This window comes from Actinoallomurus oryzae (assembly GCF_039541955.1).
In the GTDB taxonomy this organism is placed as follows: Bacteria; Actinomycetota; Actinomycetes; order Streptosporangiales; family Streptosporangiaceae; genus Actinoallomurus; species Actinoallomurus oryzae.
Genome location: NZ_BAABHF010000012.1, coordinates 198,373 through 220,923, shown reverse-complemented (window position 1 = coordinate 220,923; position 22,551 = coordinate 198,373). Strand labels below are relative to the sequence as shown.

General features: G+C 71.6%; 19 protein-coding genes. 12 read left to right on the top strand and 7 right to left on the bottom strand.

What is annotated here, in order from left to right:
- Positions 1–262: 262 nt before the first annotated feature.
- From ABEA10_RS08340 to ABEA10_RS08330, 3 genes are read right to left on the bottom strand one after another with little or no spacing between them, the layout of a single operon-like run.
- Positions 263–2,029 (bottom strand): serine hydrolase domain-containing protein, encoded by a 1,767-nt coding sequence (locus ABEA10_RS08340; RefSeq protein WP_345459634.1) that lies wholly within the window; start codon positions 2,027–2,029, stop codon positions 263–265.
- 10 nt (positions 2,030–2,039) lie between these two features.
- Complete coding sequence (locus tag ABEA10_RS08335) at positions 2,040–3,299, bottom strand: exo-beta-N-acetylmuramidase NamZ family protein (protein WP_345459631.1); 1,260 nt, start codon at positions 3,297–3,299, stop codon at positions 2,040–2,042.
- An 11-nt stretch (positions 3,300–3,310) separates the two neighbouring features.
- On the bottom strand, positions 3,311–4,204 hold the full coding sequence (locus ABEA10_RS08330) for an endonuclease/exonuclease/phosphatase family protein (protein ID WP_345459628.1): 894 nt from the start codon (positions 4,202–4,204) through the stop codon (positions 3,311–3,313).
- A 231-nt stretch (positions 4,205–4,435) separates the two neighbouring features.
- On the opposite strand from ABEA10_RS08330, the gene ABEA10_RS08325 reads away from it, so the two are divergent.
- The 3 genes from ABEA10_RS08325 to ABEA10_RS08315 all read left to right on the top strand — a co-directional run bounded on the left by ABEA10_RS08325 (position 4,436) and on the right by ABEA10_RS08315 (position 6,317).
- Complete coding sequence (locus ABEA10_RS08325; protein ID WP_345459625.1) at positions 4,436–5,008, top strand: hypothetical protein; 573 nt, start codon at positions 4,436–4,438, stop codon at positions 5,006–5,008.
- A gap of 80 nt (positions 5,009–5,088) precedes the next feature.
- Positions 5,089–5,778 carry a YcnI family copper-binding membrane protein gene (locus tag ABEA10_RS08320; RefSeq protein WP_345459622.1) on the top strand — a complete coding sequence of 230 codons (690 nt, stop codon included), beginning with the start codon at positions 5,089–5,091 and terminating at the stop codon, positions 5,776–5,778.
- Positions 5,775–6,317: a copper resistance CopC family protein gene (locus ABEA10_RS08315; protein WP_345459619.1), complete on the top strand. Its 543-nt coding sequence runs from the start codon at positions 5,775–5,777 to the stop codon at positions 6,315–6,317. The genes ABEA10_RS08320 and ABEA10_RS08315 overlap by 4 nt, the downstream gene beginning before the upstream one ends.
- Before the next feature lie 188 nt (positions 6,318–6,505).
- On the opposite strand, the gene ABEA10_RS08310 is transcribed toward ABEA10_RS08315, so the two are convergent.
- Positions 6,506–7,060, bottom strand: a complete 555-nt coding sequence (locus ABEA10_RS08310) for a hypothetical protein (RefSeq protein WP_345459616.1) — start codon at positions 7,058–7,060, stop codon at positions 6,506–6,508.
- Positions 7,061–7,178: 118 nt separating this feature from the next.
- On the opposite strand from ABEA10_RS08310, the gene ABEA10_RS08305 reads away from it, so the two are divergent.
- Both ABEA10_RS08305 and ABEA10_RS08300 read left to right on the top strand, forming a co-directional pair.
- A complete protein-coding gene (locus ABEA10_RS08305; RefSeq protein WP_345459613.1) occupies positions 7,179–8,864 on the top strand; it encodes a substrate-binding domain-containing protein in 1,686 nt (561 codons plus the stop codon).
- A 182-nt stretch (positions 8,865–9,046) separates the two neighbouring features.
- Positions 9,047–9,718, top strand: coding sequence for a histidine phosphatase family protein (locus ABEA10_RS08300; protein WP_345459610.1), 672 nt, complete (start codon positions 9,047–9,049; stop codon positions 9,716–9,718).
- Between the two features lie 49 nt (positions 9,719–9,767).
- Here ABEA10_RS08300 and ABEA10_RS08295 read toward each other — a convergent pair whose 3' ends face one another.
- Positions 9,768–10,145, bottom strand: a complete 378-nt coding sequence (locus tag ABEA10_RS08295; protein WP_329252492.1) for a phage holin family protein — start codon at positions 10,143–10,145, stop codon at positions 9,768–9,770.
- 30 nt (positions 10,146–10,175) lie between these two features.
- On the opposite strand from ABEA10_RS08295, the gene ABEA10_RS08290 reads away from it, so the two are divergent.
- A complete protein-coding gene (locus ABEA10_RS08290) occupies positions 10,176–10,769 on the top strand; it encodes a GNAT family N-acetyltransferase (protein WP_329252486.1) in 594 nt (197 codons plus the stop codon).
- A 39-nt stretch (positions 10,770–10,808) separates the two neighbouring features.
- Here the strand turns inward: ABEA10_RS08290 and ABEA10_RS08285 are convergent, their stop codons facing one another.
- Both ABEA10_RS08285 and ABEA10_RS08280 read right to left on the bottom strand, forming a co-directional pair.
- Positions 10,809–12,119 (bottom strand): sensor histidine kinase, encoded by a 1,311-nt coding sequence (locus ABEA10_RS08285; RefSeq protein ID WP_345459603.1) that lies wholly within the window; start codon positions 12,117–12,119, stop codon positions 10,809–10,811.
- 186 nt (positions 12,120–12,305) lie between these two features.
- A complete protein-coding gene (locus ABEA10_RS08280) occupies positions 12,306–15,605 on the bottom strand; it encodes an alpha-N-acetylglucosaminidase TIM-barrel domain-containing protein (RefSeq protein ID WP_345459600.1) in 3,300 nt (1,099 codons plus the stop codon).
- A 113-nt stretch (positions 15,606–15,718) separates the two neighbouring features.
- On the opposite strand from ABEA10_RS08280, the gene ABEA10_RS08275 reads away from it, so the two are divergent.
- From ABEA10_RS08275 to ABEA10_RS08250, 6 genes are all read left to right on the top strand, one after another.
- Positions 15,719–16,963: an ROK family transcriptional regulator gene (locus ABEA10_RS08275; RefSeq protein WP_345459597.1), complete on the top strand. Its 1,245-nt coding sequence runs from the start codon at positions 15,719–15,721 to the stop codon at positions 16,961–16,963.
- Positions 16,964–17,557: 594 nt separating this feature from the next.
- Positions 17,558–17,707: a hypothetical protein gene (locus tag ABEA10_RS08270; protein WP_329252474.1), complete on the top strand. Its 150-nt coding sequence runs from the start codon at positions 17,558–17,560 to the stop codon at positions 17,705–17,707.
- A 186-nt stretch (positions 17,708–17,893) separates the two neighbouring features.
- A complete protein-coding gene (locus ABEA10_RS08265) occupies positions 17,894–19,024 on the top strand; it encodes a CaiB/BaiF CoA transferase family protein (RefSeq protein WP_345459594.1) in 1,131 nt (376 codons plus the stop codon).
- A 74-nt stretch (positions 19,025–19,098) separates the two neighbouring features.
- On the top strand, positions 19,099–19,770 hold the full coding sequence (locus ABEA10_RS08260; RefSeq protein WP_329252469.1) for a response regulator transcription factor: 672 nt from the start codon (positions 19,099–19,101) through the stop codon (positions 19,768–19,770).
- Between the two features lie 121 nt (positions 19,771–19,891).
- On the top strand, positions 19,892–21,271 hold the full coding sequence (locus tag ABEA10_RS08255; protein ID WP_345459589.1) for a polysaccharide biosynthesis protein: 1,380 nt from the start codon (positions 19,892–19,894) through the stop codon (positions 21,269–21,271).
- A gap of 115 nt (positions 21,272–21,386) precedes the next feature.
- Complete coding sequence (locus ABEA10_RS08250) at positions 21,387–22,460, top strand: glycosyltransferase (protein ID WP_345459586.1); 1,074 nt, start codon at positions 21,387–21,389, stop codon at positions 22,458–22,460.
- Positions 22,461–22,551 lie beyond the last annotated feature (91 nt).

Sequence of the window (22,551 nt, the reverse complement as noted above, 5' to 3'; positions counted from 1 at the left end):
TCCCCTCATCGAGAACGATAGCCGCTGACCACCGGTTCCCGCTGGCAGAGGGCGTGATCGGACCCCGATCGGAACCGTGAGCCGACGCGGTGCCGTCCAGGCGCGGCGTCCACATCCGTTCACCGGGTGCGCGGCCGCCGGACTCCAGCACACGAACGGAGGGCCTCGCCGGCCCGAACGTCCTGATCCCGCCGGGCGGGTCGCGCACGGCGGGATCGGGGACGGGAGAGGCCGCGGCTCGTGTCCGCGGGCACCACCCGGGCTAGTTCGAGCTCACGGTCCAGCCGTTCGGGACGAAGCGTGCCGCGTCCGACGGGCGCTCGCCGTTGAGGACGACGTGGCCGTGCGCGTCGTAGGCGCGGACACCGTCGACGTACACGCCGCGGCCCTCGTACAGCGGGTCGGTCGTGTAGCGCCAGCGCACCTGCGTGGTGCCCGCCGGCAGTGTGGCCGCCGCCTTGGCCCAGCGGCGGTCCTCGAAGCCGGAGAACGTGCCGTCCGACGTCCAGGAAGAACGGCCCGCCTTGAGCGAGAACGGCACCGGCGTCCAGGTCGCGCCGTCCGGCGAGGCCTCCAGCACGCCGAGGTCGGTCTCCTCCGTGTCGTACCACAGGTCGAAGGAGAGCTTCGTGGCGCCGGTCACCGGGGCGGTGAGCGTCGCGGTGCTCCTGTCCTTGGTCTGGGAGAACCACGCCGTACGGCCCTCGGCCGGGCGTATCGGGATGGCACGGGCCAGGTCCTGGGCGACCGCGACACGCGCCGGGTTGATGCTGCCCCAGTTGCGGCTCGGGTGCACCCGGTTGGTCAGCAGGATGCTGAACGACCGGGACAGCGGGTCGATGACGATGTCGGTCCCGGTGTAGCCGGTGTGGCCGGCGGTCACCGGGGAGGACAGGCCGCCCATGTACCAGCGCTGGTTCAGCTCGAATCCGATGCCGTGCGAGTCGGAGGGGAACGCCTGGTTGAAGTTGGTGAAGATCTTCCGCACCGACGAGTCACCAAGGACCCGCGCGTGGCCGTACCGGCCGCCGTCCAGGATCATCTGGGCGAGGATCGCGAGGTCGTGCGCGGTGGAGAAGACCCCGGCGTGCCCGGCGACGCCGCCGAGGGCGTAGGAGTTCTCGTCGTGCACCTGGCCCCACACGAGCCCGCGGTTGAGCTGGGCGGGCGGCACGTGCTCGTACTCCGTCGCGGCGATGCGGTTCTTCTCGGACGCGGGCGGGTTGTAGCCGGTGTCCTTCAGCCCGAGCGGCCCGGTGATCCCGTCGCGTACGAGGACGTCGAGGGTCTTGCCGGTCACGTGCTCCAGGATGAACTGCATCGTGATCAGGTTGAGGTCGGAGTAGACGTACGCGGTGCCGGGCGGGTGCTGCAGCTTCTCCGCGTACAGCGCCTGCTCCTGCGCGGCGCGGCCCTGGTAGTTGTAGAACGGCAGGTCCGGCTCCAGGCCGCTCGTGTGCGTGAGCAGCTGGCGGAGGGTGATCGTGCCCTTGCCGTTCTGGGCGAAGTCGGGCAGGTAGGTCGCGACCGTCTTGTCCAGATCGATCGTGCCGCGCTCGACCTGTTGCAGGGCGACGATCGTGGTGAACAGCTTCGACATCGACGCCAGGTCGAAGATCGTGTCGTCGCGCATCGGGATCCACTGGTCCCGCGGCAGTTCGGTCGGCTTGTCGTCGGAGTAGCGCAGGGCGTACCCGGACGCACTGTGCTGGACGATCGTGCCATTGTGCGCGGCGAGCACGACCGCGCCCGGGTACAGCGGGTGCGCCGCGCCGGGCAGGGCGGTCTCGTACGCGGCGGCGTCCCTGGCGATCGCCGCGACCTGGTCGGGCAGCAGCCCGGCGGAGGCGGCCGAGCCGTAGTGCAGCGTACGGCCAGGGGTGAATTTCAGATCGGAGGCGGTGACGGTCGGCGGGCCGACCGCAGGCGCGGCGGACGGCGAAGATGGGGCGGCCTGGGCGGCCGCCGGCGCACCGAGGCACGCGGCGGCCACGAGGACCATGAGGGAGCGACGTGGGGGGCGACGCATCGGTTCCTCCTCAGCGGTACAGCAGATAACGGGCCCGCTGGGCGCGGAACCGTGCCAGCTCCCCCTGCCAGGAGGCGACGATCTGGTCCGTCGTGGAACCGCCGTCGACCCCCTTCCGGACGAGGTCGGAGCCGGTGAGCTTGTCGATCCAGTACGGCGGGGCGCTCTCGCGCCAGGCGAAGTCCTTGGGGTAGAGCTTCTTCGCGGTCACGATCATCGCGATCGCGGTACGGATCGAGTCGAACCTGCGGCGGTCGGTCACGGTGACCTCGACGCCCGCGCAGTTCTGGTTCACCCACTTGGAGAACGTGGGCACGAAGTACGTCTCGCGGAACCGCACACCGGGCAGGTTCAGCGCGTTCAGGGCGTCGGCGTAGTGCCAGTCGAGGAACGGCGCGCCGACGATCTCGAACGGACGGGTCGTGCCGCGGCCCTCGGAGATCGTCAGGGCCTCGAACAGGCCGAGGCCGGGGTAGACGATCGCCGTGTCGAGGGTCGGCATGTTCGGCGAGGGCATGACCCAGGGCAGGCCGGTCTCGTCGAAGAACATGCCGCGCCGCCAGCCGCGCATCTTCACGACCTGCGGTTTGACCTTCCCGCCGAGGAACTCCTTGTCGAACAGCAGGGCCAGCTCGCCGACGGTCATGCCGTGCTGCTGCGAGATCGCCTGCTTGCCGACGCCGGAGGTGTACCCCGGTTGCATGACCGGGCCGGTCGCCTGGGTGCCGCCGAGCGGGTTCGGCCGGTCGAGGACGACGAAGCGCTTGCCGGCGAGGGACGCCGCCTGCATGCAGTCGTACATCGTCCAGATGTAGGTGTAGAAGCGCGCGCCGGCGTCCTGGATGTCGAAGACGACCGTGTCGATGCCGGACTTGGTGAAGTCGTCCGCGATCGCCTGCACGCTCTTGGCGTACGCGTCGTAGACGGGGATGCCGGTGCGCGGGTCCTTGTAGGAGCCCTCCGAGCCACCGGCCTGCGCGGAGCCGCGGAAGCCGTGCTCGGGGCCGAACACCGCCACGAGATCGACGGCGCCGGAGCCGTGCATGACGTCGACCTCGTGGCTCAGGTCGCGCACGACCGCGGTGGGGTTGGCCACCATGCCGACCTTCTGGCCCTTGAGCTGCTGGTAGCCGCCCGCGTGCAGCACGTCGAAGCCGGTCTGCACGCCGCCGGCCTTCTTCGCCTCGGCGGGCGTGGCGGCCAAAGAGGCGAACGGCGCCGCGGCTCCGGTGACGGCGATGCCGCGGAGTACTCCTCGTCGTGTCGTCATGTCATCCCCCTTCAGAACGCCGTCAGGTCGGTCACGACGGGCCGGTGGTCGGAGGCGAGCGTGTCCGGCACGTGCGCGCCGACGGTGCGGATGCCGGACCTGGTCGAGTAGGTCACGTAGTCGATCCGCTTGGTCGGCGTGTCGGCGGGCCAGGTCGGCGTGGTGCGCTGCCCCACGACCGTCATGGCGTCGGTCAGCCGCGTCCACAGCGGCGCCAGCTCGGGGTCGTCCGGCTGGGCGTTGAAGTCGCCGAGGAGCAGCTTGCGGCCGTGCCGCCGGTCCATGATCGCGTCCATGTCGGCCACCTGGGCCTCCCGTACGCCCGGATCGGCGCGGTAGTCCAGGTGGGTGACGTACACCCAGAGTGGCATGCCGTGCGCGTTGAGGAGCACCTCGGGGAACCCGGGACCGGGCGCGGGCACCGGGTCGGGAACCTGCGTGGACAGCCGGGTGATGTCGTGGTTCTTCGCGTACATGATCGGGAACCGCGACAGCAGAGCGACGCCGAACCTCCGGTCGGGCGCGCCCTCGCGGTCCGGCGGAAGGTCGTAGATGGGGGCGAAGAAGACGTGCATGCGCAGCCGCCGGGCCAGCCACGCGGCCTCGTCGGTGTAGTCGCTGCGGGTCGCCCAGTCGACGTCGACCTCTTCCAGACCGACGACGTCGGGGTGCTCGGACTCGATGGCCTCGGCCTGTCGTTCCAGGTCGAAGACGTGATCGGAGCCGGCGCCGGCCTGGATGTTGTAATTCATCACCCGCAACCGTACGCCTCGGCCGTGGTCACTCTTCGTAGCGGCGTGGGCGGACGGGCCGGTGGCGAGCGCACCGAGCAGCAGGGCCATGACGGCCGGCCCGGCTGCGGTGCGGCGTACGGCTCGGGAGGAACGCGAAACGGGCCGGAACATGGATCTCCCGGTGGTTCTGGAAAAAATCCAACGTCATCACGTGGTCGTATGGAAGTTAAGTACTAACGATCACGGCGTCAATAGCCTGCGACGTTAAGGTTGGCCGACATCGGCACGCCGCCGGTCTTCCGGCGAGGGCGACCGCGAGCGTCCAGGGCGTATGCGCGCGAGTGTCGGATTTGGGTGAGGCGGCCGCGAGCACAGAGGGTGTACGCCGATAATTGAGGCGTCATGCCGACCCGTCCGACGTACCGCGCCGCGCGTGCGGTGGTGTTCGCCACCGTGTGCGTCGCGCTGGCCGTCACCGGTCACATGGTGGCCTCGCACGCCACCGTCTCCCCGGTCGCGGCGGTCGGCGGGCTCGCGGTCATGACCGTGGTCGGCATGGCCCTCGCCGGCGCCGAACGCTCCCTCGCGACGATCTTCGGTGGGCTGCTGGGGGGCCAGTTCGTCCTGCACGCCCTGTTCTCGGCCGCCGAGCACGGGCAGCACCTGACTCACGGCGACACCATGGCGCCGTCCTCGGCCGGCTGGACCATGACCTTCGCCCACGGTGTGGCGGCGGCCGTGTCCGCCTGGTGGCTGCACCGCGGCGAGCGGGCGGTGTGGAGCCTGGCCCGGCGCGTCGCCGCGGCCCTCGTACGCCCGGCGCGCACCCTGCTGTCGGCGGCGCCGCCGGTCCGCTCGGCGCCGCGCCTCCAGGCCGCGCCCTCACCCGCCGCCGCGCCGCGCGGCGCCCTCCTACGTCACGTCGTCATCCGAAGGGGACCTCCCGCCGCCCGTACGGCGGCGCTCGCCGGTTGAGCGCCGCACGGCTCCCGGATCTCCGCAGGTCCGGTAATTCGGCGTTCCACTGTCAAATGGAGAGAAGTCCCTTTATGCGCATGTCACAGCGCGTGGCGGCCGTGTCCGCCCTGGCCGGTCTGGCGGTCACCCTCGCGGCCGGAGCCGCCTCGGCGCACGTCACCGCCAACCCGAGCACGGCCGAGCCGGGCTCGTACAGCAAGGTGTCGTTCCGCGTTCCGAACGAGGAGAAGAGCGCCGACACCACGAAGCTGGAGGTCGACCTGCCCGCCGACCATCCGATCGCGTCCGTGTCGGTCCGCCCGGTGCCCGGCTGGAAGATCAAGGTCGAGAAGGCCAAGCTGGCCACTCCGCTCAAGGTCGAGGGCGGGGAGCTCACCGAGGCCGTCTCGAAGATCACCTGGAGCGGAGGGAAGATCACGCCGGGCGAGTTCCAGGAGTTCGACGTCTCGATGGGCCCGCTGCCGACCGGCGTCGACCGGCTGATGTTCAAGGCGGCCCAGACCTACTCCAACGGCGACGTGGTGAACTGGAACCAGGACCCCGGCAACGGCGGTCAGGAGCCCGAGCACCCCGCGCCGACCATCCATCTCGTCGCCGCCGCGTCCGGTGCGAACGCCAAGGACGCGTCGACGCGGGTGACCGCGGCGGACTCCCCGGCGTCGCCGGACGACGGCACCGCGCGGCTGCTCGGCGGCCTGGGCCTCGGCTTCGGGGTCGTGGGCCTGGCCGTCGGCGTGTACGGCCTGACCCGGAGGCGCGCGTCATGAGGATCGCGGTGGCCGCCACGGCGGCGGCACTGCTGGGCGTGCTGGCCACGGCCGCGCCGGCCGAGGCCCACACGACCCTGACGTCGTCCGATCCGGCCAAGGACGCGACGGTGGCCGCACCGGCCCAGATCCGCCTGACCTACGCCGACCCGGTGCGCTTCCCCGGCGTCGTCCTGCTGGACGCCAAGGGCGGCCACCACGAGGCGGGCAAGGCCAGCGCGGTCGACAACCACGTGACGCAGCAGGTCGGCGGCGCGCTGGCGCCGGGCGTCTACACGGTCGGCTGGCGCGTGGTCGCCGAGGACGGCCACCCGGTGACCGGCGAGTACAAGTTCACGGTGCAGGGCGGCTCTCCGTCGGCGGCCCAGACGGCCCCGGCGGGCGCCGCGTCGTCGGCGCCGGCCTCCCCCGCCGCCGAGCCCGTACGGCACACCTCCAGCGCCGGCTGGTGGTGGATCGGGCTCGTCGTCATCGTCCTCGCCGTCATCGGCGGCGCGCTGGCGCTGCTCCGCCGCCGCTCCGCGGGCGGCCGGGCCTGACGCCTCCGTGGTCCTCGTTCCCCGGCACTGCGGGGAACGAGGACCACGCCCCCCGGATGCCGGTCAGTGCGTCGCGACCCGCGCCGAAGTGCCCGGACGCTCGCACGGCGTACGCGTGTCGTGTCCGTACGCCGTAATGGCGACGGAAGGAAACCCGCCTTTTCGGCGAACCGAAAATCGCCTCCGCATCAGCCCTTCAGCGCGACGAAGGCGACGCGCTTGCCCGGCTTTCCGGGCGGGCGCAGGTGGCCGTTCACATAGACGCGTGCCGCGCTCGCGTCGCTCAGGACGACGCTCAGCCGCTGTTCGTCGAAGCGCAGCGACTGGCCGCGTGTGAAGTTGCGGTTGACGAGGATGTCGCCGCCCGGCACCCGCACGAACACCTGGCATTTCGGACCCGTCACGGTGACCGAAAGGGTCACCGCGACCGGTGCCGCCGACGGCGACGGCCGGCCATGCCGGAAGAGCGGCCGGCCGCGCGTCTCGTCCCAGATCCGGTAACCGGCGAACGCCGCCAGGCAGACGAGGGCCCCGATCGCGAGAAGCGCGAGGAAGAACCGGCCGCGAAGCGCACGTCTTCGCTCGGCAGAGACATGACGTCCCACAACGGGGAGCTTATCCAGTGACCTATGCGACGTCAGGTGTTCGAAATAGCCAAGAGTCGACCAGGGCGAGTTCTCCCGGTATCGAGTGTTAATAAAGCGGCTCAAAGAAAGCTCTGTGACTGATGTTACGGAAGTCATCTCACTTCCACGCCACACCTCAGCCGAAATGTCAGGAAAGGGACATTGATGTGCGCTTAACCGGCTAATCTCCGGGGCAAATGACGGGATGCCGTTAATGATCGGGGACGGGTGTTGGATGCCATACCGTCGCGGTAGCGCTGTCCGGGTCAGGACGCCGGCCCTGCTGTCGGCCCTCCTGCTGACCATCGTTCCGGCCGCCGCCGCCTGCTCCCTCGGCTCCCATGCCGACGGTTGCCGCGCCGAGGCGATCACCGTGGCCGCCGCGCCCACGATCGCCCCGGCCGTCGAGCAGACCGCCCGCCGCTACAACGCCCGGACGACCTGCGTCCGCGTCACCGTGCTCCGCGAGGAGCCGGCGGACGTGGCCGGCGTCCTGTCCGGGCAGGGCTCCTCCCCCGGCGCCGTGCGGCCCGACGCGTGGATCCCGGACTCCTCGCTCTGGCTGCCGGTCGCCCGGCGCACCCGCCTCGGCGCCGCCGCCGTACGGCCGTCGGGCACCTCGATCGCCTCCTCGCCCCTGGTCCTGGCCGCCGCGCAGGGACGCTCACCGAACCAGGTGAGCTGGCGGCTGCTCCTGTCCTCCCGGCTGCCCGGCACCGGCGCGGCGCGGCCGGCGGTCCGCGTACGGTTTCTCGATCCCACGACGCAGGCGAGCGGCCTCGGCGCGCTGATGCTCGCCCACCAGGCGTCCGGGGCGGGAAAGTCCGGGCTCAGCACGTTCGCGATCACGCTCTACTCCGACCTCGGCTCCGCCCTGCCCGACGACAAGGCCGCGTACGAGGCGATGTTCCGTGGCGGCGACCCGCCGACCGCCGTGGTGCTGTCGGAACAGTCGGTCTGGCAGCACAACCACGTGGACCCGAAACGACCGGTCAGCGCACGTTACCCGGCCGACGGCACGCTCGCGCTGGACTTCCCGTACGTCTCGGCGACCACCGACCGCGAGCGGTCGCGGACCGTGGAGGACTTCCGCGACGCGCTGTCGCAGTCGCCGGCGCGCGAGGCTCTGCAGTCGCTCGGGCTGCGCACCCCGGACGGCGTCGCCGGTGCCGGGTTCGGTCCCCGGTACGGTGTCGCGGCCGAGGCGCCGGCGCCGACGCGCCCGCAGGACCCGGCGACGGTCGGCCGGATCCTGCAGATGTGGCAGCGGACCGTACTCGGCGCGCGCATGCTGATCCTGCTCGACGTCTCCCCCTCGATGGGCGATCCCGTGCCGCGCGGCAAGGAGACGCGCATGCGCGCGACGACCCAGGCGGCCATCGGCGGCACCCGCATCCTCAGCGACAACTCCCAGGTCGCCCTCTGGGAGTTCTCCACCCGGCTGGACGGTGACCGCGACTACCGGCAGCTCGTGCCGTACCGGCAGCTGACCCAGCGCGTGGGCACCGGAACACAGCGCGACGCCGTGATCGCCGCGTTCAACGCGGCGCGGCCCGCGCCCGGCACCCGTACGGCGCTGTACGACTCGGTGCTGGCCGCGTACCGGGAGGCGGTGCGGACCTACCAGCCGGACCGCAACAACGTGCTGGTCGTGCTCACCGACGGCATGAACTACGACCCCGGGCACACGATCCTCCTGCAGGAGCTGCTGAAGGAGCTGGGGCGCATCGCGGACCCGCTCAAGCCGGTGGCGATCGTGCCCATCGCCTTCGGGCCGGACATCGATCCGGCCCCGCTCCAGCAGATCGCGGCGCGGACCGGCGGCCAGGCGTTCGTCACGCTCGACCCCGGCCAGATCCAGCAGGTGTTCCTCGAGATGCTGATCCGCCTCACGTGCGGCGAGGAATGCCCCATGTCGTGAGCGCCCGGTAAGGTCGGGATTCTGTGAGCGAGCGCAGCGAGCGAACCATCGAACACGCACGTCTGGTCACTCTTCCGACGAAGGAGGACTGTGAGCGAGCGTAGCGAGCGAACCATGGAACACGCACGTCTGGTCACTCTTCCGACGAAGGAGGACTCCTGAACTCACCTGAGTGGCTGGCGATGGCCCGGCATGGGGAGAGCATCGGCAACGTCGCCTGGCGCGTGGCCGAGACGGACCAGCGCGAAGAGATCGACATCGGCCTGCGCGACCCCGACGTCCCGCTGTCGGAGACCGGCCGGCGGCAGGCGAAGGCGCTGGGCCGGTGGCTGGCCTCCACGCCGCCGGACGAGCGTCCCACGGTGGTCTACTCCTCGCCGTACGTCCGTGCCGCGGAGACCGCGCGCATCGCGCTGGCGCAGGTCGGCGACGTGCCGATCCGCTACGACGAGCGGCTGCGCGACCGGGAGAACGGAGTGCTGTACGCGCTGACGTGGCGGGGCATCGCCGCGCGGTTCCCCGACGAGGTGGCGCGCAAGCGGCTCACCGGCAAGTTCTACTACCGGCCGCCCGGCGGCGAGTCCTGGGCGGACGTCGCCCTCCGGCTCCGCAGCGTGCTCTCCGAAATCCAGCGCGACCATCCCGACGGCCGGGTGCTGGTCGTCGCCCACGACGCGGTCGTGGTCCTCACGCGCTACATCGTGGAGCGGCTCACCGAGAAGGAGGTGCTCGAGATCGAGCGCACCCTCGTGCCGAACGCCTCCCTCACGCTGTGGGCCCGCAAGGACGGCGAGCTGCGGCTGGTCACCTCCAACAGCACCGAGCACCTCGACGCGGCGGACCTGCCCGCCTGAGAGACCGCCCGGAGCCGCTGCCCGCGGCTCGCGGGCGGCCTTCGCGACCTCAGTCCTTGTCGTCGTGGACGAACAGGTTGAGCAGCCAGCTCACGACGCCGACGACGATCGCGCCCCAGAACGCCGGCCAGAATCCGCTCACGTGGAAGGGCAGGCTCATCTTGCCGGCCGCCCAGCTGGCCAGCCACAGCAGCAGCCCGTTCACCACGAGCGCGAAGAGCCCCAGCGTGAGGATGTAGAAAACGCAGCCGAGCGTCTTGACGATCGGCTTCAGGAAGGCGTTGATCACACCGAAGACGATGGCCACGGCGATCAGAGTGCCGACCTTCTTCGGTGTGGAGGCCGTCGTCAGGTCGATGCCGCTCACGATGAGCGTCGCCACCCAGAGTGCGATTGCGGTCGTAACCACTCGAATCAGGATCTTCACATGCCGATCGTTGCACGAAACACTCAGCAGATGAACGCGGTCCGTGACGTCCTGGCCTCAGACGCCGATGCGCTCGCGGCGGTGCTGGGACGCGCCTTCGCCGACGATCCGGTCTGGACGTGGATGTTTCCCCGCCATCCGGAACGGATGGCCGCCATGTTCGCCATGCTGCTCCGCCACGCACGCCTGCCGAACGGCCTGAACGAGCTGGCCGAGGAGAACGGCCGGGTCCGGGCGGGCGCGCTGTGGGACCCGCCGGGCCGCGGTCGGATCTCTCTCGCGGCCCAGCTCCGGCAGCTTCCGGGCATGCTGCGCGTCCTGGGCACCCGGACGTACGCGGTGCTGCGCGGGCTCGGCGAGATCGAGCGGGCGCACCCGATCGAACCGCACTGGTACCTCTCGACACTCGGCACCGACCCGTCGGCCCAGGGCCGCGGGTTCGGCTCGGCCCTGCTGATGTCGCGGCTGTCCCGCTGCGACGACCAGCGGTTCCCCGCGTACCTGGAGTCCTCCAAGGAGGCGAACATCGCCTACTACGAGCGCTTCGGGTTCCGGCTCACCGGGGAGATCCGCGTGCCCGGAGGCGGGCCGCGCGTCTGGCCCATGTGGCGGAATCCGCAGTAGCGAGCCGCAACGAGCGAGGCTCAGCGAGTGAAACTTCGTTCAGGCCTCGGGTTCCCCCGCGAGCGGGAGCGTGAGGACGAATCGGGTGCCGAGGTCGTCGTCGGCCAGCTCAAGAGAGCCGCTGTACGCGTTGGCGATGTCACGGGAGATGGCCAGCCCGAGCCCCGTACCGCCCGAGTCCCGCTTCCGCGAGGCGGGCAGCCGGATGAACCGCTCGAAGATGCGTTCGCGGTCCTCGGGGGCGATCGCCTCACCGTCGTTGAAGACCTCCACGATCGCCACGTCGCCCTCGCGCCGTACGGTCACGATCACCTCGGAGTCGGCGTGCCGGGCGGCGTTGTCGAGCAGGTTGGTGAGCACCCGGCCGACGTCGACGTCGTTCACCCGGGCGATCACGCCCGGCTCGGCGGCGACCTTCGCCGAGACGCGGCGGGGCCGGCGGGCCACCTCGCGCTCGGCGAGCTCGCCCAGGTCGACGCGCTCGGTACGGCCGGGCAGGCCCGCCTCCCTGCGGGCGAGGACGAGGAGTTCGGTGACGATGTTCTGCAGGCGTTCGGTGTTCTTCAGCGTCCGGCTCAGCGCCGACCGCAGGTCGGTGCCCTCCGGGTCGATCAGGGCCGCCTCCAGCTCGGCGCGCAGGCCGGCGATGGGGCTGCGCAGGTCGTGCGAGACGTCGGAGACCAGCCGCCGCTGCTGCTCGACGGCCGCCTCCAGCCGGTCCAGCGTTGCGTTGACGGCCTCGACCAGCGAGGAGAACTCGTCGCGCCGGAGCGGCACCGACACCCGCCGGTGCAGGTCGGCCGCGTTGATCTCGTCGAGCTCGGCGCGGATCAGCTCGACGGGCCGCAGCCTGCGCGCGGCGAGCCACCATCGCCAGACCCCGGCCACCCCGATGCTGAACGGGATGCCCAGAGCGAGGAAGACGGCGAGCCCCGGCCGGGGGAACAGGCCGAGCTCCGGCGCCAGGACGTACACGGTGAGCGGGCCGTCCGGGCCGGTCACGCGCATCGCCATGGCGCGGAAGCAGCGGTTGCCCGGGCAGACGCGTTCGAAGAGGTGGCCGTCGCCGGTGGGCGCCTTCGCCCGCAGCGCGGACAGGCCGACCAGGGAACGGCTGGCCGCCACGACCTGCCGCCGGTCGTTCTGCACCTGGATCAGGCCGGGGTTGCCGCTGACGATCGGGTTCTCGAGGTGACCGGCCCGCGCCAGGGTGGCGACCTGACGCGCGGTGAACATCAGCTGGTTGTCGATCTGGGCGCCCGCCTGGATGCGGACGAACGCGAGGAGCGCCCCGTAGCCGAGCATGGCGAGGAAGCCCGTCACCACCATCGCGATGACGGTGACGCGCACTCTGATGAGTTGCTCGTTCGATGGCCGCACGTGTGTCCGCCGTGGACGGCGCCCCCCGACGGCCGCGCACGGCAACGGTGATCTACCCTGCGGAACCTCCGATCATGCATTGCCGCAGGCCAGAGGCCATAAGTCGGCCTGACCGCGGGTGAGCGGACGAGCGGTCAGGCCGACCGGTTCAGGGCGTCACGACGCGGGGACGACCGCGACCGCGAACACCCGCAGCTCGCCGTTGGCGGTCACGGGCATGCGCACCGAGGCGACCGTCCTGGCCGGATCGATGTCGATCGTGTTGCCCCACACGACGTAGTGGAATCCCTGGTTGGCGGGGCCGGTGGGCACGTTCCGGTAGCGGCTGTCGACGACCACCTTGGCGCCGAAGGCCGGGTTGTCCGGGATGGAGGCCTGCGCCCAGTTGGGGAAGCCGAGCGTGCCCGTGGCCGTGGTGCCGTCCGTGTAGGTCACGGTGACCGTGCCGGACGCGCTCGGGCTCGCCGTGGCCCCGAGGAACGCCAGTTTCGAGCCCTTTCGCCCCTCCTCGTTGACGTTGAACCACGATCCGTCGGCGGGGACCGCGTCGGGGCTGCCGGCGCGACCGACGTCGAAGGTCGTGTCCAGCGCGGAGACCTTCCCGCCGACCGTGAACCCGGCGGCGGCCAGGGCCTGCGCGCTGTAGCTGTTGCCCTTGAGGTCCATGTCGCCTGCCGACGGGTTCGTGTCGTCGGAGAAGGCGACGGCGGAGAAGGCGTCGGCGATCGAGGCGAACGGCGTGTCGACGCCCGGGGTCTTCACCCACGGCCCCACCCTGACGTGCGCGGACGTGTACGCGGTGGGCGTGCCGACGAACGTCGGGTTGGTCGCGGTGTCCCCGGGGACCCACTGCATGCGGGCCGTGACCGTGGCCGTGCCGATCGGGGTGTGCCGGGCGGGCATGACGGTGTAGGTCGCCGTGGCCGTGGCACCGGGGTCGATGGCCGCCGGGAAGGCGACGCCGGCGTTGACGACCGCCCACCCGTCGGGCAGTTCCAGCTGGGGAGCCAGACTGCTGAGCCGCTCGGTCCCGGTGTTCGTGATGCTCACGGCCACCTTGAACGGGGCGCCCTGGGTGACCTTCGCCGGGATCTTCGAGATCGAGATCCGCTGCCCGTGGGTCAGGTCGACCGGGGTGATGGCCTTGGCGATGCGCCTGCTGACCTCGACCGTGTCACCCGAGGGTGCGGCGGGAATGTGGGCCTTGTCCGTCGAGGTGGTCCACGCCGCCTCCATCCCGTAGAAATCGATGTCCGGAAGGTCGGCGCCGGTGCGGATCGCGTTCTTGACGGCGTCGAAGAACGTCGTCCAGCGCTGCGTGTAGAGCGTGCTGTAGAGGCCGTTCAGGTGGCGCGCGCTGTAGTCGTGCAGGTCGGCCGCGCGCTGTGCGGTGTCGCCCCAGGTGCTGACGATCGAGCGGATGTCGTACTCCAGCACGTCGGCCTCGGCCGGCGAGCCGGCCCATGAGCGGGCCTCGACGATGAGGGTCCCGAGCATGGAGTCGCGCCGCGTGCCGAGCAGTTCGTCGGCCAGCCGGAGGTGGTCGAGGAAGGTCTGCGCGGCGGCGCCGAAGTCGGCCAGCTTCCGATCCGCCGGGTAGGAGTCGCTCACCGGCTTGGCGGCGATGGCCTTGGCCTGCGTGAAGTCGTACCGGGACCGGTCGCTGAGCAGCTGGGCGCCGACGTCGACCAGGTCCTTGCGGTAGGCGTCGTCACTCCGCAGGCGCGGGTCCCGGTCCGAGGCCGAGACCAGGTGCCGCCACGCCGCGTCGAGGATTCCGGGGTCCCAGTAAAGCTTCTTGGGCCGGTACGTGATGGCGCCCGTCGAGCTCCAGCTCGGCCGTGCCTCGAACATCGCGTCGGGCCCGCCGTGGCCGGGGTAGAAGCGCTCTCCGGCGAGGCTGTACGCGGAGTGGGCGAGTCCCTCCCACGCGGCCCGTACGTCGGGAGTGTCGGACTGGTACCGCCGGACGCCGTAGTCGGACAGCCACGACCGCAGGTCGACCGGCTCGGTCCGCCAGGCCAGGTCCGCCAGCAGGTCCGCGTCGGCGTCGTTCGCCTGGGTGTCCTCCATGACGGACGCGATCCCGGTCATCTGGCGGCCCTGGCCGGAGGCCAGCGCGGCGGGCATCGAGGTCGCCATCGAGAACAGCCGGCCGAAGACGTAACCGCGACCGCCCCAGTTGTTGATGGAGCCGAACGCCCACTGGACGCCCTCGTAGCCGGCGCTGTACTTCGCGTCACCGTCGGAGTTCAGGTCCAGTACGAGAACCTTGGAGGTGTCGAGGTCCGCGCTGAAGCCGGCCTTGGGGGTACCCGTCCACCCCTGGAGCATCCAGGTGGCACCCGGGTGCGCCGACTCGAGCGCCTCCTGCACGAGCCGATAGGCGGTCCGTACGGGGACATCGCCGTTCTTGCCGCCCTCGTGGAAGAGGTCCATGGCGTAGTGGGAGGTCGGCCCGAAGAGCTCGGTCTGCACGTCGTACCAGGTTCGCGCCGCGGTGCCCCAGGCTTCGCTGGTGGGATCCAGCCAGGCGGGACGCTCGAACCCCTCCCAGCCGCCCTGCTGGACCAGCCGCGCCTGCGGCACGTGCCGATCGAAGTCGGCGGGCACGGTTCCCGCGAAACCGGGGAAGACGGGCGTGATGCCGCGCTCGCGCATCAGAGCCACGATCTGGCGGCCCAGGGCCAGCCGCTTGTCCAGCAGGTCCTTCGCGATCGGGCCCTTGAAGCCGGACATGTTGCTCATCCACTGCCAGGGCTGGTGCGCGGGCTGACTGATCCAGCTCCGTGCCTGCTCGTCGGTGTAGCCGAAGCGGAGCAGGAACCGGTACCACACGTAGTCCTGGCCGATCAGCTCCAGCGCCTGGTCGTACCCGGCGACGGCGACGTAGTCGAGCTCATCCGCCCACTGGTCGAGGTTCCAGTAGGGCATCGAGTAGCCCGCCGAGGTGAAGTTGTACATGTAGCGGTTGACGATCTGCGTGCTGCGGCTGATCGGTCGGCGGGGCACGGGGAGCCTGGCGGGCAGACGCGACAGGTCGGGGCGCGCGTGCCGGGACACCTGCACCTTGAGCACGTACTTGAGATACCAGTCGGCACCGGCGAGGGCGGCGCTCGTGGTGTCGGCGGAGATCCGGACCTTGGCGTGGCTCCCGGAGATGGTGAAGCCGTCACGGCCGGGCGATGCGCCGGCCTTCGCGAAGACGATCTGCGAGGCCTGCCGGCAGGGCAGCAGGCGCCGGATCACCCGGCCGGCCAGCCCCGGCGACATCGCGCCGACGGTCTCGTCTGGACGGATGGACGGCTTCGGGTCGGTGATGCACGGCCGGGCCTGGGGCCGTGCCGCGGCTGGGGCCTCCGTACCGCCCTGGACGAGCGCGACGGTCACCAGGAGCGCGGCGGCGAGGGAGAGCGGGCGGAAGGGGCGGCGGAGGGGACGTGGCCAGTGGGGCATTGACTACTCCCGCGGGGGGTCGGGACTCAGAGGCGGGGTATTATTAACGAATCGCTATTAAGTATTCTCGCGGCAACCCGTGTCAAGGGTTCGGAGTGGGATAGTTGACCCTTATGGGACCGGACGAGCCCGCACGGGGGCCGGGCGTACTGCGTCATATCAACCGCAGGGTGGTCCTGGAGTCGCTGCGCGCCGCACCGGGGCTCGCGACGGTGGCGATGGTCATGGAGCGGACCGGGTTGTCCCGCCCCGCCGTCACCCGCGCGTTGTCCGACCTGGGCGAGGTCGGCCTGGTGGAGTGGCTGGAAGCCCGCGGGACGGGGGTCGGCCGCCCCGCCCAGCACGTACGGTTCAACGCCGAGATCGGCCATGTCGCCGGGGTCGGCATCGACCCGCGCCACATCGAGGTCGTCCTCACCGACCTCGCGGGAACCCCGGTGGCCACCACGGGCGTCGTCGCGCCCTCTTCGGGGGCGGAGATCGTCCAGGCCGCGGCCGACGCCATCGATCACTGCCTGAGCTCGGCGGGCGTGGACGGCACCCGCCTCTGGGCCGTCACGGCGGGGACTCCCGGGATCATCGACACCGACGGAGCGATCAGAGTGGCCCCCAGCATCCCGAGCTGGGCCGGCCTGCCGGTGAACTCCGTCCTGCGGCGGCGGTTCCGGTGCCCGGTCTTCATCGACAACGACGTCACGCTGGCCGCGCTGGCGGAGCACTCTCTCGGCGCCGCGTCGGGCAACGACACCTTCGCGTACGTGCACTGGGGTGAGCGCGTGGGCACCGGCGTCATGATCGACGGCAGGCCGTATCGCGGTTCTTCCTCGGCAGCGGGCGAGCTGGGTTTCCTGGACGTCGCCGGCGACCCGGACCGGCCATCCGGCGACGATGCGCGCGACCTGACCGCGCGGGACGGGCTGGGCGGCTTCGAGCGCCTGGTGGGGACCCGCGCCATCCGGGAGCTGGCGCTGGCCGAAGCGGCCCCCGGATCGGCCCTGCACGCGCGAGCGCGCGCCGCGGACCTCGGCCACATCGCCCGGGTCCTGTTCGAGCTGGCCGCGGAGGGCGACGCCGTGGCGCAGGCACTGTGCGAACGCGTCACGCGCCGCTTCGCCACGGGGCTCGCCGCGCTCATGCTGCTGCTCGACCCGGAGGTCGTCGTCATCGGTGGCGATGTCGCGGCCTCCGGCCCACCCCTCATCGACCTGCTCAACCGGCACCTGGCCGCCCGCCTCCTGGTCGAGCCGCGCCTCGTCCTGTCGGAGCTGGGAGAGAACGCCGTGGCGCGCGGCGCCGCCGTTCACGCCCGGTCGGCGGTGAAGGACCGGATACACGAGATGGCGACCGACTCCTCCTGAGAAGAGGCTCCTGCCCGGCAGGGCGCGCGCGGCGTTCGCCGGCACGCCCAGGCCACCGAACGCTCGCCGCCGTCACCGCCCGGCCGGACGCACGAGTGTCCGAAGTACGAGACGGGGCTGTCCGAAAGCGGCCGGGGCGCGGTCATCCCCGGCGACCGGACGCTCGGAGATATATGCGCCTATATCCGTTTTTCGTGGTGCGACGATTCGCCGACGGGGAGTGACCGGCGGACACGCTCAGCGACGGAACCGTCGGCATATCTCCCACTTCCGCGCCATCTCGGTGGCACCGCCCCAGCCGCTACGACGGAACGCATGACTTCGCCACGACAGTGCCGTGACCAGTACATTTGATGTCATTAACGAAACCTTGTACGGGGTCTCGACTCTTGGTCGCCCCCTCGCACCAATGTGTGTCAAAGTTGACACGCGACAGAAGCCAGCGAAGCGGTGATACTCGACTATGGGAAACGGACGATCGCGATGACGGTCCGCCCACCGGGCGGCCCGCACCAGAACAACTGAAACCGGAAGGATGCCGTCCACGCCACACGTTGGCGGCAAATCGGCGTTCATAGGGAGGCGGGAGCGCCAATGAAGAAGTACCTTACTTGGGCACTCGGGGCCTTTGTTGTGTTCTACCTGCTGACTTCTCCGTCCGGCGCGGCGCGCGTGGTGCACAGCGCACTCGGCAGCCTCGCCGACGCGGGCAACTCTTTGTCGAGGTTCGTGAACGCACTGTGACAACCGGCGCGGCTCAGGCCGCGCCGCATCCACGTTGCACGGCGGCGGTTCTCCGCCGTCATCTCACCGTGGTCTTCCCGCCACGGAGCGACCGGTTTCTCGCATCTCCCTTCCCTGGAGGCGGTGCGCGACGCTCCAGAACGACGTTCTAGGGTGTACCGCAGCGACCGACCTGAGAGGTGAGGCATGGGACCGCTGAACGGTGTCCGCGTCGTCGAGATCGCGAGTCTCGCACCCGCGCCCTTCGCGTGCATGGTGCTGTCCGACCTCGGTGCCGACGTCATCCGCGTCGACCGCCCGGCCACGGTCGGCGGCGAGGCGCCGGTGGACCCGCTCGGCCGGGGCCGCCGTTCCATCGGCCTCAACCTCAAGGACCCCGCCGGGGTGGACGTCCTCCTGCGCATGGTCGAGAACGCCGACGTCATCGTCGAGGGCTTCCGCCCTGGAGTGACCGAACGCCTCGGCTTCGGCCCGGACGTGTGTCTCGCCCGCAACCCCGGCATCGTCTACGGCCGGATGACGGGCTGGGGCCAGGAGGGCCCGATGTCCGGGATGGCCGGACACGACATCAACTACATCGCCGTCGCGGGGGCGCTGGATCCCATCGGCCGCGCCGGCGAGCGTCCACTTCCGCCCCTCAACCTCGTCGGCGACTTCGGCGGCGGCGGCATGCTGCTGGCGGTGGGCATCCTCGCCGCGCTGTACGAGCGATCGCACTCCGGCCGCGGGCAGGTCGTCGACGCGGCGATGGTCGACGGGGCCGCCCTGCTGACGTCCTTCATCCACGGCATGCGGGGCCAGGGCCTGTGGGCAGGCGCCCGCGGCACCAACCTGCTCGACAGCGGCGCCCCGTTCTACGACACGTACGAGACGGCCGACGGGCTGTACATGAGCGTCGGAGCGCTCGAACCACAGTTCTACGCCGCGCTGCTGCACGGCCTGGGCCTGGAGGGCGAGGACCTGCCGGGCCAGCACGAGCAGGACCGCTGGCCCGAGCTGCGCGCGCGGTTCACCGAGGTGTTCAAGACCCGTACCCGCGCGGAGTGGACGAAGATCTTCGACGGCACCGACGCCTGCGTCGCGCCGGTGATGAGCCTGGGCGAGGCCCCGGAACACCCCCACGTGACGGCACGTCAGGGGTTCGTGGAGGTCGGCGGCCTGACGCAGCCCGCCCCGGCGCCGCGCTTCAGCCGGACCTCCGCCGAGGAGCCGGCACCTCCGGTACGCGCGGGCGAGCACACCGACGCGACGCTGACCGAGCTCGGCCTGTCGCCGCAGGAGATCGCCGACCTGCGTGAGCGAGGCGCCGTCGCCTGACCCGCGGCCACGGGCGCCCGGTCTCCAGCAAATGCGGGATCCGTGATCGGCCCGGGTGCGTCATCCTGGCCCGCATGAGGCCCATTCGCGTCCTCATCGTCGATGATCAGGCACTGTTCGCCGAGGCGCTCGCCGCCCGGCTCGGGGCCGAGCACGACCTTGAGGTGCTGCCCGTCGCCCATGACATCCGGCGTGCCACCGCGCTCATCGCGACGGAGGCGCCCCAGGTCGTCGTGCTCGACCTCGTGCTCGGGGAGGAGAGCGGCCTCGACGCGCTCGACCTGATCCGACGGCGTTACCCCGACGTCCGGGTGGTCGTGCTCAGCGGTATCACCGACATCGATCCCATGGTGACCGCGCTGCGGCACGGGGCGGTGGGCTGGCTGCCCAAGACCGAGAGCGCCGACCTCGTCTCCCAGGTGATCCGGCGAGCGGCCGGGCGCGGGGGCTGGATCCCGCCGACGGTCCTCGGCGAGGTGCTCCGGCGCCTGTTCGCCGACGGCGCCCCGGACACCGACGACCTCGCCGAGCTGACGCCGCGCGAACGCCAGGTGCTCCGGTGCATGGTCGACGGGCTGAGCCGGCCGGAGATCGCCGACCGGCTCGGGCTGTCGGCCAACACGGTCCGCACCCACACGCAGAACCTCCTCGGCAAGCTCGACGCGCACTCCGCGCTCGAGGCGATCACCGTGGCGATGCGCGCGGGGATGCGCCCGTCGAATCCCGGCGATGATCCCCCGCTGTGAAGCGACGTCCACCATATGGCGTAGGTCCTCATCGTCCTGATGCGCGTTCAGGCGCTGGAACGGCGGCCGTACTCTCAGCGCAAACGAGAGGGGCGTTCGTGAGAATCGGACGGGGCTGAGCTTGCGCAGGCGACGGTGCCACGGCGGCGACGGCGTCCGTACCGTGATCGTCGGTGCGGGTGGCGCGGGCCGTACGGTGGCCAGGGCGCTGCTGGACAAGGAGGGCGGCCTGACTCCGGTCGGGTTCCTCGACGACGGGCCGGTGGGCGACGCGGTCGACGGCCTGCCGGTGCTCGGCGGCACCACGGACATCGCCGGCGCCACCTGGCCGGTCCGCGCGCACCTCGTCATCGTGGCGATCCCCTCGCTGCCGCCCGTACGCGTCGCGCGGCTCGTCGACGACGTCTGCACGGCCGGCCTCGACGTGCGCTACCTTCCGCCCGGCGCGGGCCCGCGCGACGAGCCGCTCAGCCTGCTCGGGCGGCGCGAGCTGGTCGTGGCGAGCACGCGGGCGCGGCGGTTCGTCTCGGGGCGTCGCGTGCTGGTCACCGGCGCGTGCGGCACGGTCGGCGCGCGGCTCTGCCGGCGGCTGCGCACGCTCCACCCGGCCGCGCTCGTCCAGCTCGACCACGACGAGGACGGCCTGGCCAGGCTCGCCGCCGAGAGCGAGACGGGCCGCTCCGCCGTCGTGGACATCAGGGACAGGCCACGCGTCGACGCGCTGTTCGAGGACGTACGGCCCGAGCTGGTGCTGCACGCGGCCGGGTTCAACCACGACCCGCGCCCGCTCGAACGCCGGCCCTCCGCGGCGGTGCGCACCAACGTCCTCGGCACGCGCAACCTCGTCCGTGCCGCGCTCCGCCATGACGTCGAACGCTTCGTCCTCGTCTCCACCGACCAGGCCGCCGAGCCGGTGTCGGTCCTCGGCGCGACCCGCCGGCTGTCCGAGCTGGTGCTGCGCGCGGAGGCGGGCGGCTCGACCTGTTTCGCGGCCGTACGCGCCGGTGGGGTGCTGGGCTCGAGCGACTCCCCGCTGAGCGCGGTCGCCGGGCGGCTCGCCGCGGGGCAGCCGGTCACCGTGGCCCATCCCGACGCCACCCGGCACCTCATGTCCGCGCGCGAGGCCGCCGAGCTGGTGCTGGAGGCGACGGTGATGGCCGAGGACGCCGACACGTTCGCCCTCGACACCGGCCCGCCGTCGTCGGTGCTGGCGGTGGTGGGCGCCTTCGTCGACGGGCTGCGCGTGCCGGACGCGACGATCCGGTTCACCGGGCTGGGTCCCGGCGAACGGCTGCGCGCCCGTTCGTTCGCCGACTCGGAGGAGCGCATGCGGACCGCCCATCCGCTGATCTGCGCGACCCGCGCCACCGCGCCCGCCCACGGGCGGAGCGAGCCCCTGACCGCGCTGCTCGACGCGGCCGCACGCGGCGCCGACGACGAGGTACGGGCACTGATGCGGCGGATCCTGCCGGAGTACCGGCCGCAGGAGGAACGCCCATGACCGAGCGAAGCGAGGGAATCGAAGACACGCCCCTGTGGGTCACCCTCCCCGACGGAGGAGGACCTAGTGACCGGGCACAGCCATGGGCGGAGGGCGCAGCCCGCAGGGAGGTTCCGTGACCGAACCCCGCACCCGGCTCCGTGTCGCCCTGGTGCTCGACCGGCTCGAGGGCGGGCCCGCGCGGGCGGCGATCGCCGCGGCCCTGGCGCTGGACCCCGAGGCGTACACGCACACGGTGATCACCGGTGCGCCCGGCGGGCTCGACGCGTGGGCCGAGGGCTCGGGCGTGGAGGTCGTGCGGGCGGCGGGGCACGGCGCGCTGGCCGAGACCATCGGCGCGGGCGGGTACGACGTCGTTCACACGCACGGGGGGACGGCCGGGCGGCTCGCGGCCGCACGCGCCGGCGTCCCGCGCGTCGTGCACACCTGGTACTCCCCGCCCGCGCCGACGATCGCGGAGCGGCGTGCGGCACGGCACACCGGCATGTTCCTGGCGGTGGGGACGCGAACGGCCTCCCGCGCGCTCCGGCTGGGCCTGGCCTCGCCGGAGCGGCTGCGCGCGATCTGGCCGGTCGTCGCCCTGCCGGACCGCGCGGGCACGCGTACGCGGGCGCGGCAACTGCTGGGGCTGCCACTCGGCGCGCAGGTGGTCGGGGGCATCGGCCCGGCGCGCGGAGCGCGGCGCCCGGATGTGTTCGCCCGCGCGATCGCCCGGCTGCCCGACCACGTCTACGGAGTGTGGGCCGACGGCGACGGCGGGCCGGTCGCGCGCCTGCCGGGGCGGGTCGGCCGAAGGTTCACCGAGCGGCTCGGCGGCGAGCGCCTCATGTGGCTGGGCCGCCGGGACGACATCGCCGACCTGCTGCCCGGCTTCGACGTGCTCGCGATGACCGGCCGGCACGAGGGCGTGCCGCAGGTCGCGGTGGAGGCCGCCGCGGCCGGGGTGCCCCTCGTGGGCACGGCGGCGCCGAGCGGCCCGGACATCATCCGGGCCGGCGAGACGGGCCTGCTCACCGCGCCCGGCAACCCGGCGCAGCTCGCCGGCGCGATCGGCTACTTGCTGGACAACCCGGCGGAGGCACGGCGCATGAGCCGCGCGGCCCTGGAACGAGTGGCCGACCGGTGCGATCCGCGGTCACTTTCGGTGACGTTGGACCTGGTTTATCGAGGATCGTCCCCTGCCGTTTGACGGCAACAAGACGCATTGCATTGAAGCGTAGTTTACCCTCAGTGACGACATGACCACCTCCGGCCAGCAACCCTGTCTTTACCGCCGGCTG

Excerpts from the sequence above, each read along its gene's own strand:
- ABEA10_RS08340 (WP_345459634.1), bottom strand. The coding sequence starts at position 2,029 with ATGCGTCGCCCCCCACGTCGCTCCCTCATGGTCCTCGTGGCCGCCGCG.
- ABEA10_RS08335 (WP_345459631.1), bottom strand. The coding sequence starts at position 3,299 with ATGACGACACGACGAGGAGTACTCCGCGGCATCGCCGTCACCGGAGCC.
- ABEA10_RS08330 (WP_345459628.1), bottom strand. The coding sequence starts at position 4,204 with ATGTTCCGGCCCGTTTCGCGTTCCTCCCGAGCCGTACGCCGCACCGCA.
- ABEA10_RS08325 (WP_345459625.1), top strand. The coding sequence starts at position 4,436 with ATGCCGACCCGTCCGACGTACCGCGCCGCGCGTGCGGTGGTGTTCGCC.
- ABEA10_RS08320 (WP_345459622.1), top strand. The coding sequence starts at position 5,089 with ATGTCACAGCGCGTGGCGGCCGTGTCCGCCCTGGCCGGTCTGGCGGTC.
- ABEA10_RS08315 (WP_345459619.1), top strand. The coding sequence starts at position 5,775 with ATGAGGATCGCGGTGGCCGCCACGGCGGCGGCACTGCTGGGCGTGCTG.
- ABEA10_RS08310 (WP_345459616.1), bottom strand. The coding sequence starts at position 7,060 with ATGACTTCCGTAACATCAGTCACAGAGCTTTCTTTGAGCCGCTTTATT.
- ABEA10_RS08305 (WP_345459613.1), top strand. The coding sequence starts at position 7,179 with ATGCCATACCGTCGCGGTAGCGCTGTCCGGGTCAGGACGCCGGCCCTG.
- ABEA10_RS08300 (WP_345459610.1), top strand. The coding sequence starts at position 9,047 with ATGGCCCGGCATGGGGAGAGCATCGGCAACGTCGCCTGGCGCGTGGCC.
- ABEA10_RS08290 (WP_329252486.1), top strand. The coding sequence starts at position 10,176 with ATGAACGCGGTCCGTGACGTCCTGGCCTCAGACGCCGATGCGCTCGCG.
- ABEA10_RS08280 (WP_345459600.1), bottom strand. The coding sequence starts at position 15,605 with ATGCCCCACTGGCCACGTCCCCTCCGCCGCCCCTTCCGCCCGCTCTCC.
- ABEA10_RS08275 (WP_345459597.1), top strand. The coding sequence starts at position 15,719 with ATGGGACCGGACGAGCCCGCACGGGGGCCGGGCGTACTGCGTCATATC.
- ABEA10_RS08270 (WP_329252474.1), top strand. The coding sequence starts at position 17,558 with ATGAAGAAGTACCTTACTTGGGCACTCGGGGCCTTTGTTGTGTTCTAC.
- ABEA10_RS08265 (WP_345459594.1), top strand. The coding sequence starts at position 17,894 with ATGGGACCGCTGAACGGTGTCCGCGTCGTCGAGATCGCGAGTCTCGCA.
- ABEA10_RS08260 (WP_329252469.1), top strand. The coding sequence starts at position 19,099 with ATGAGGCCCATTCGCGTCCTCATCGTCGATGATCAGGCACTGTTCGCC.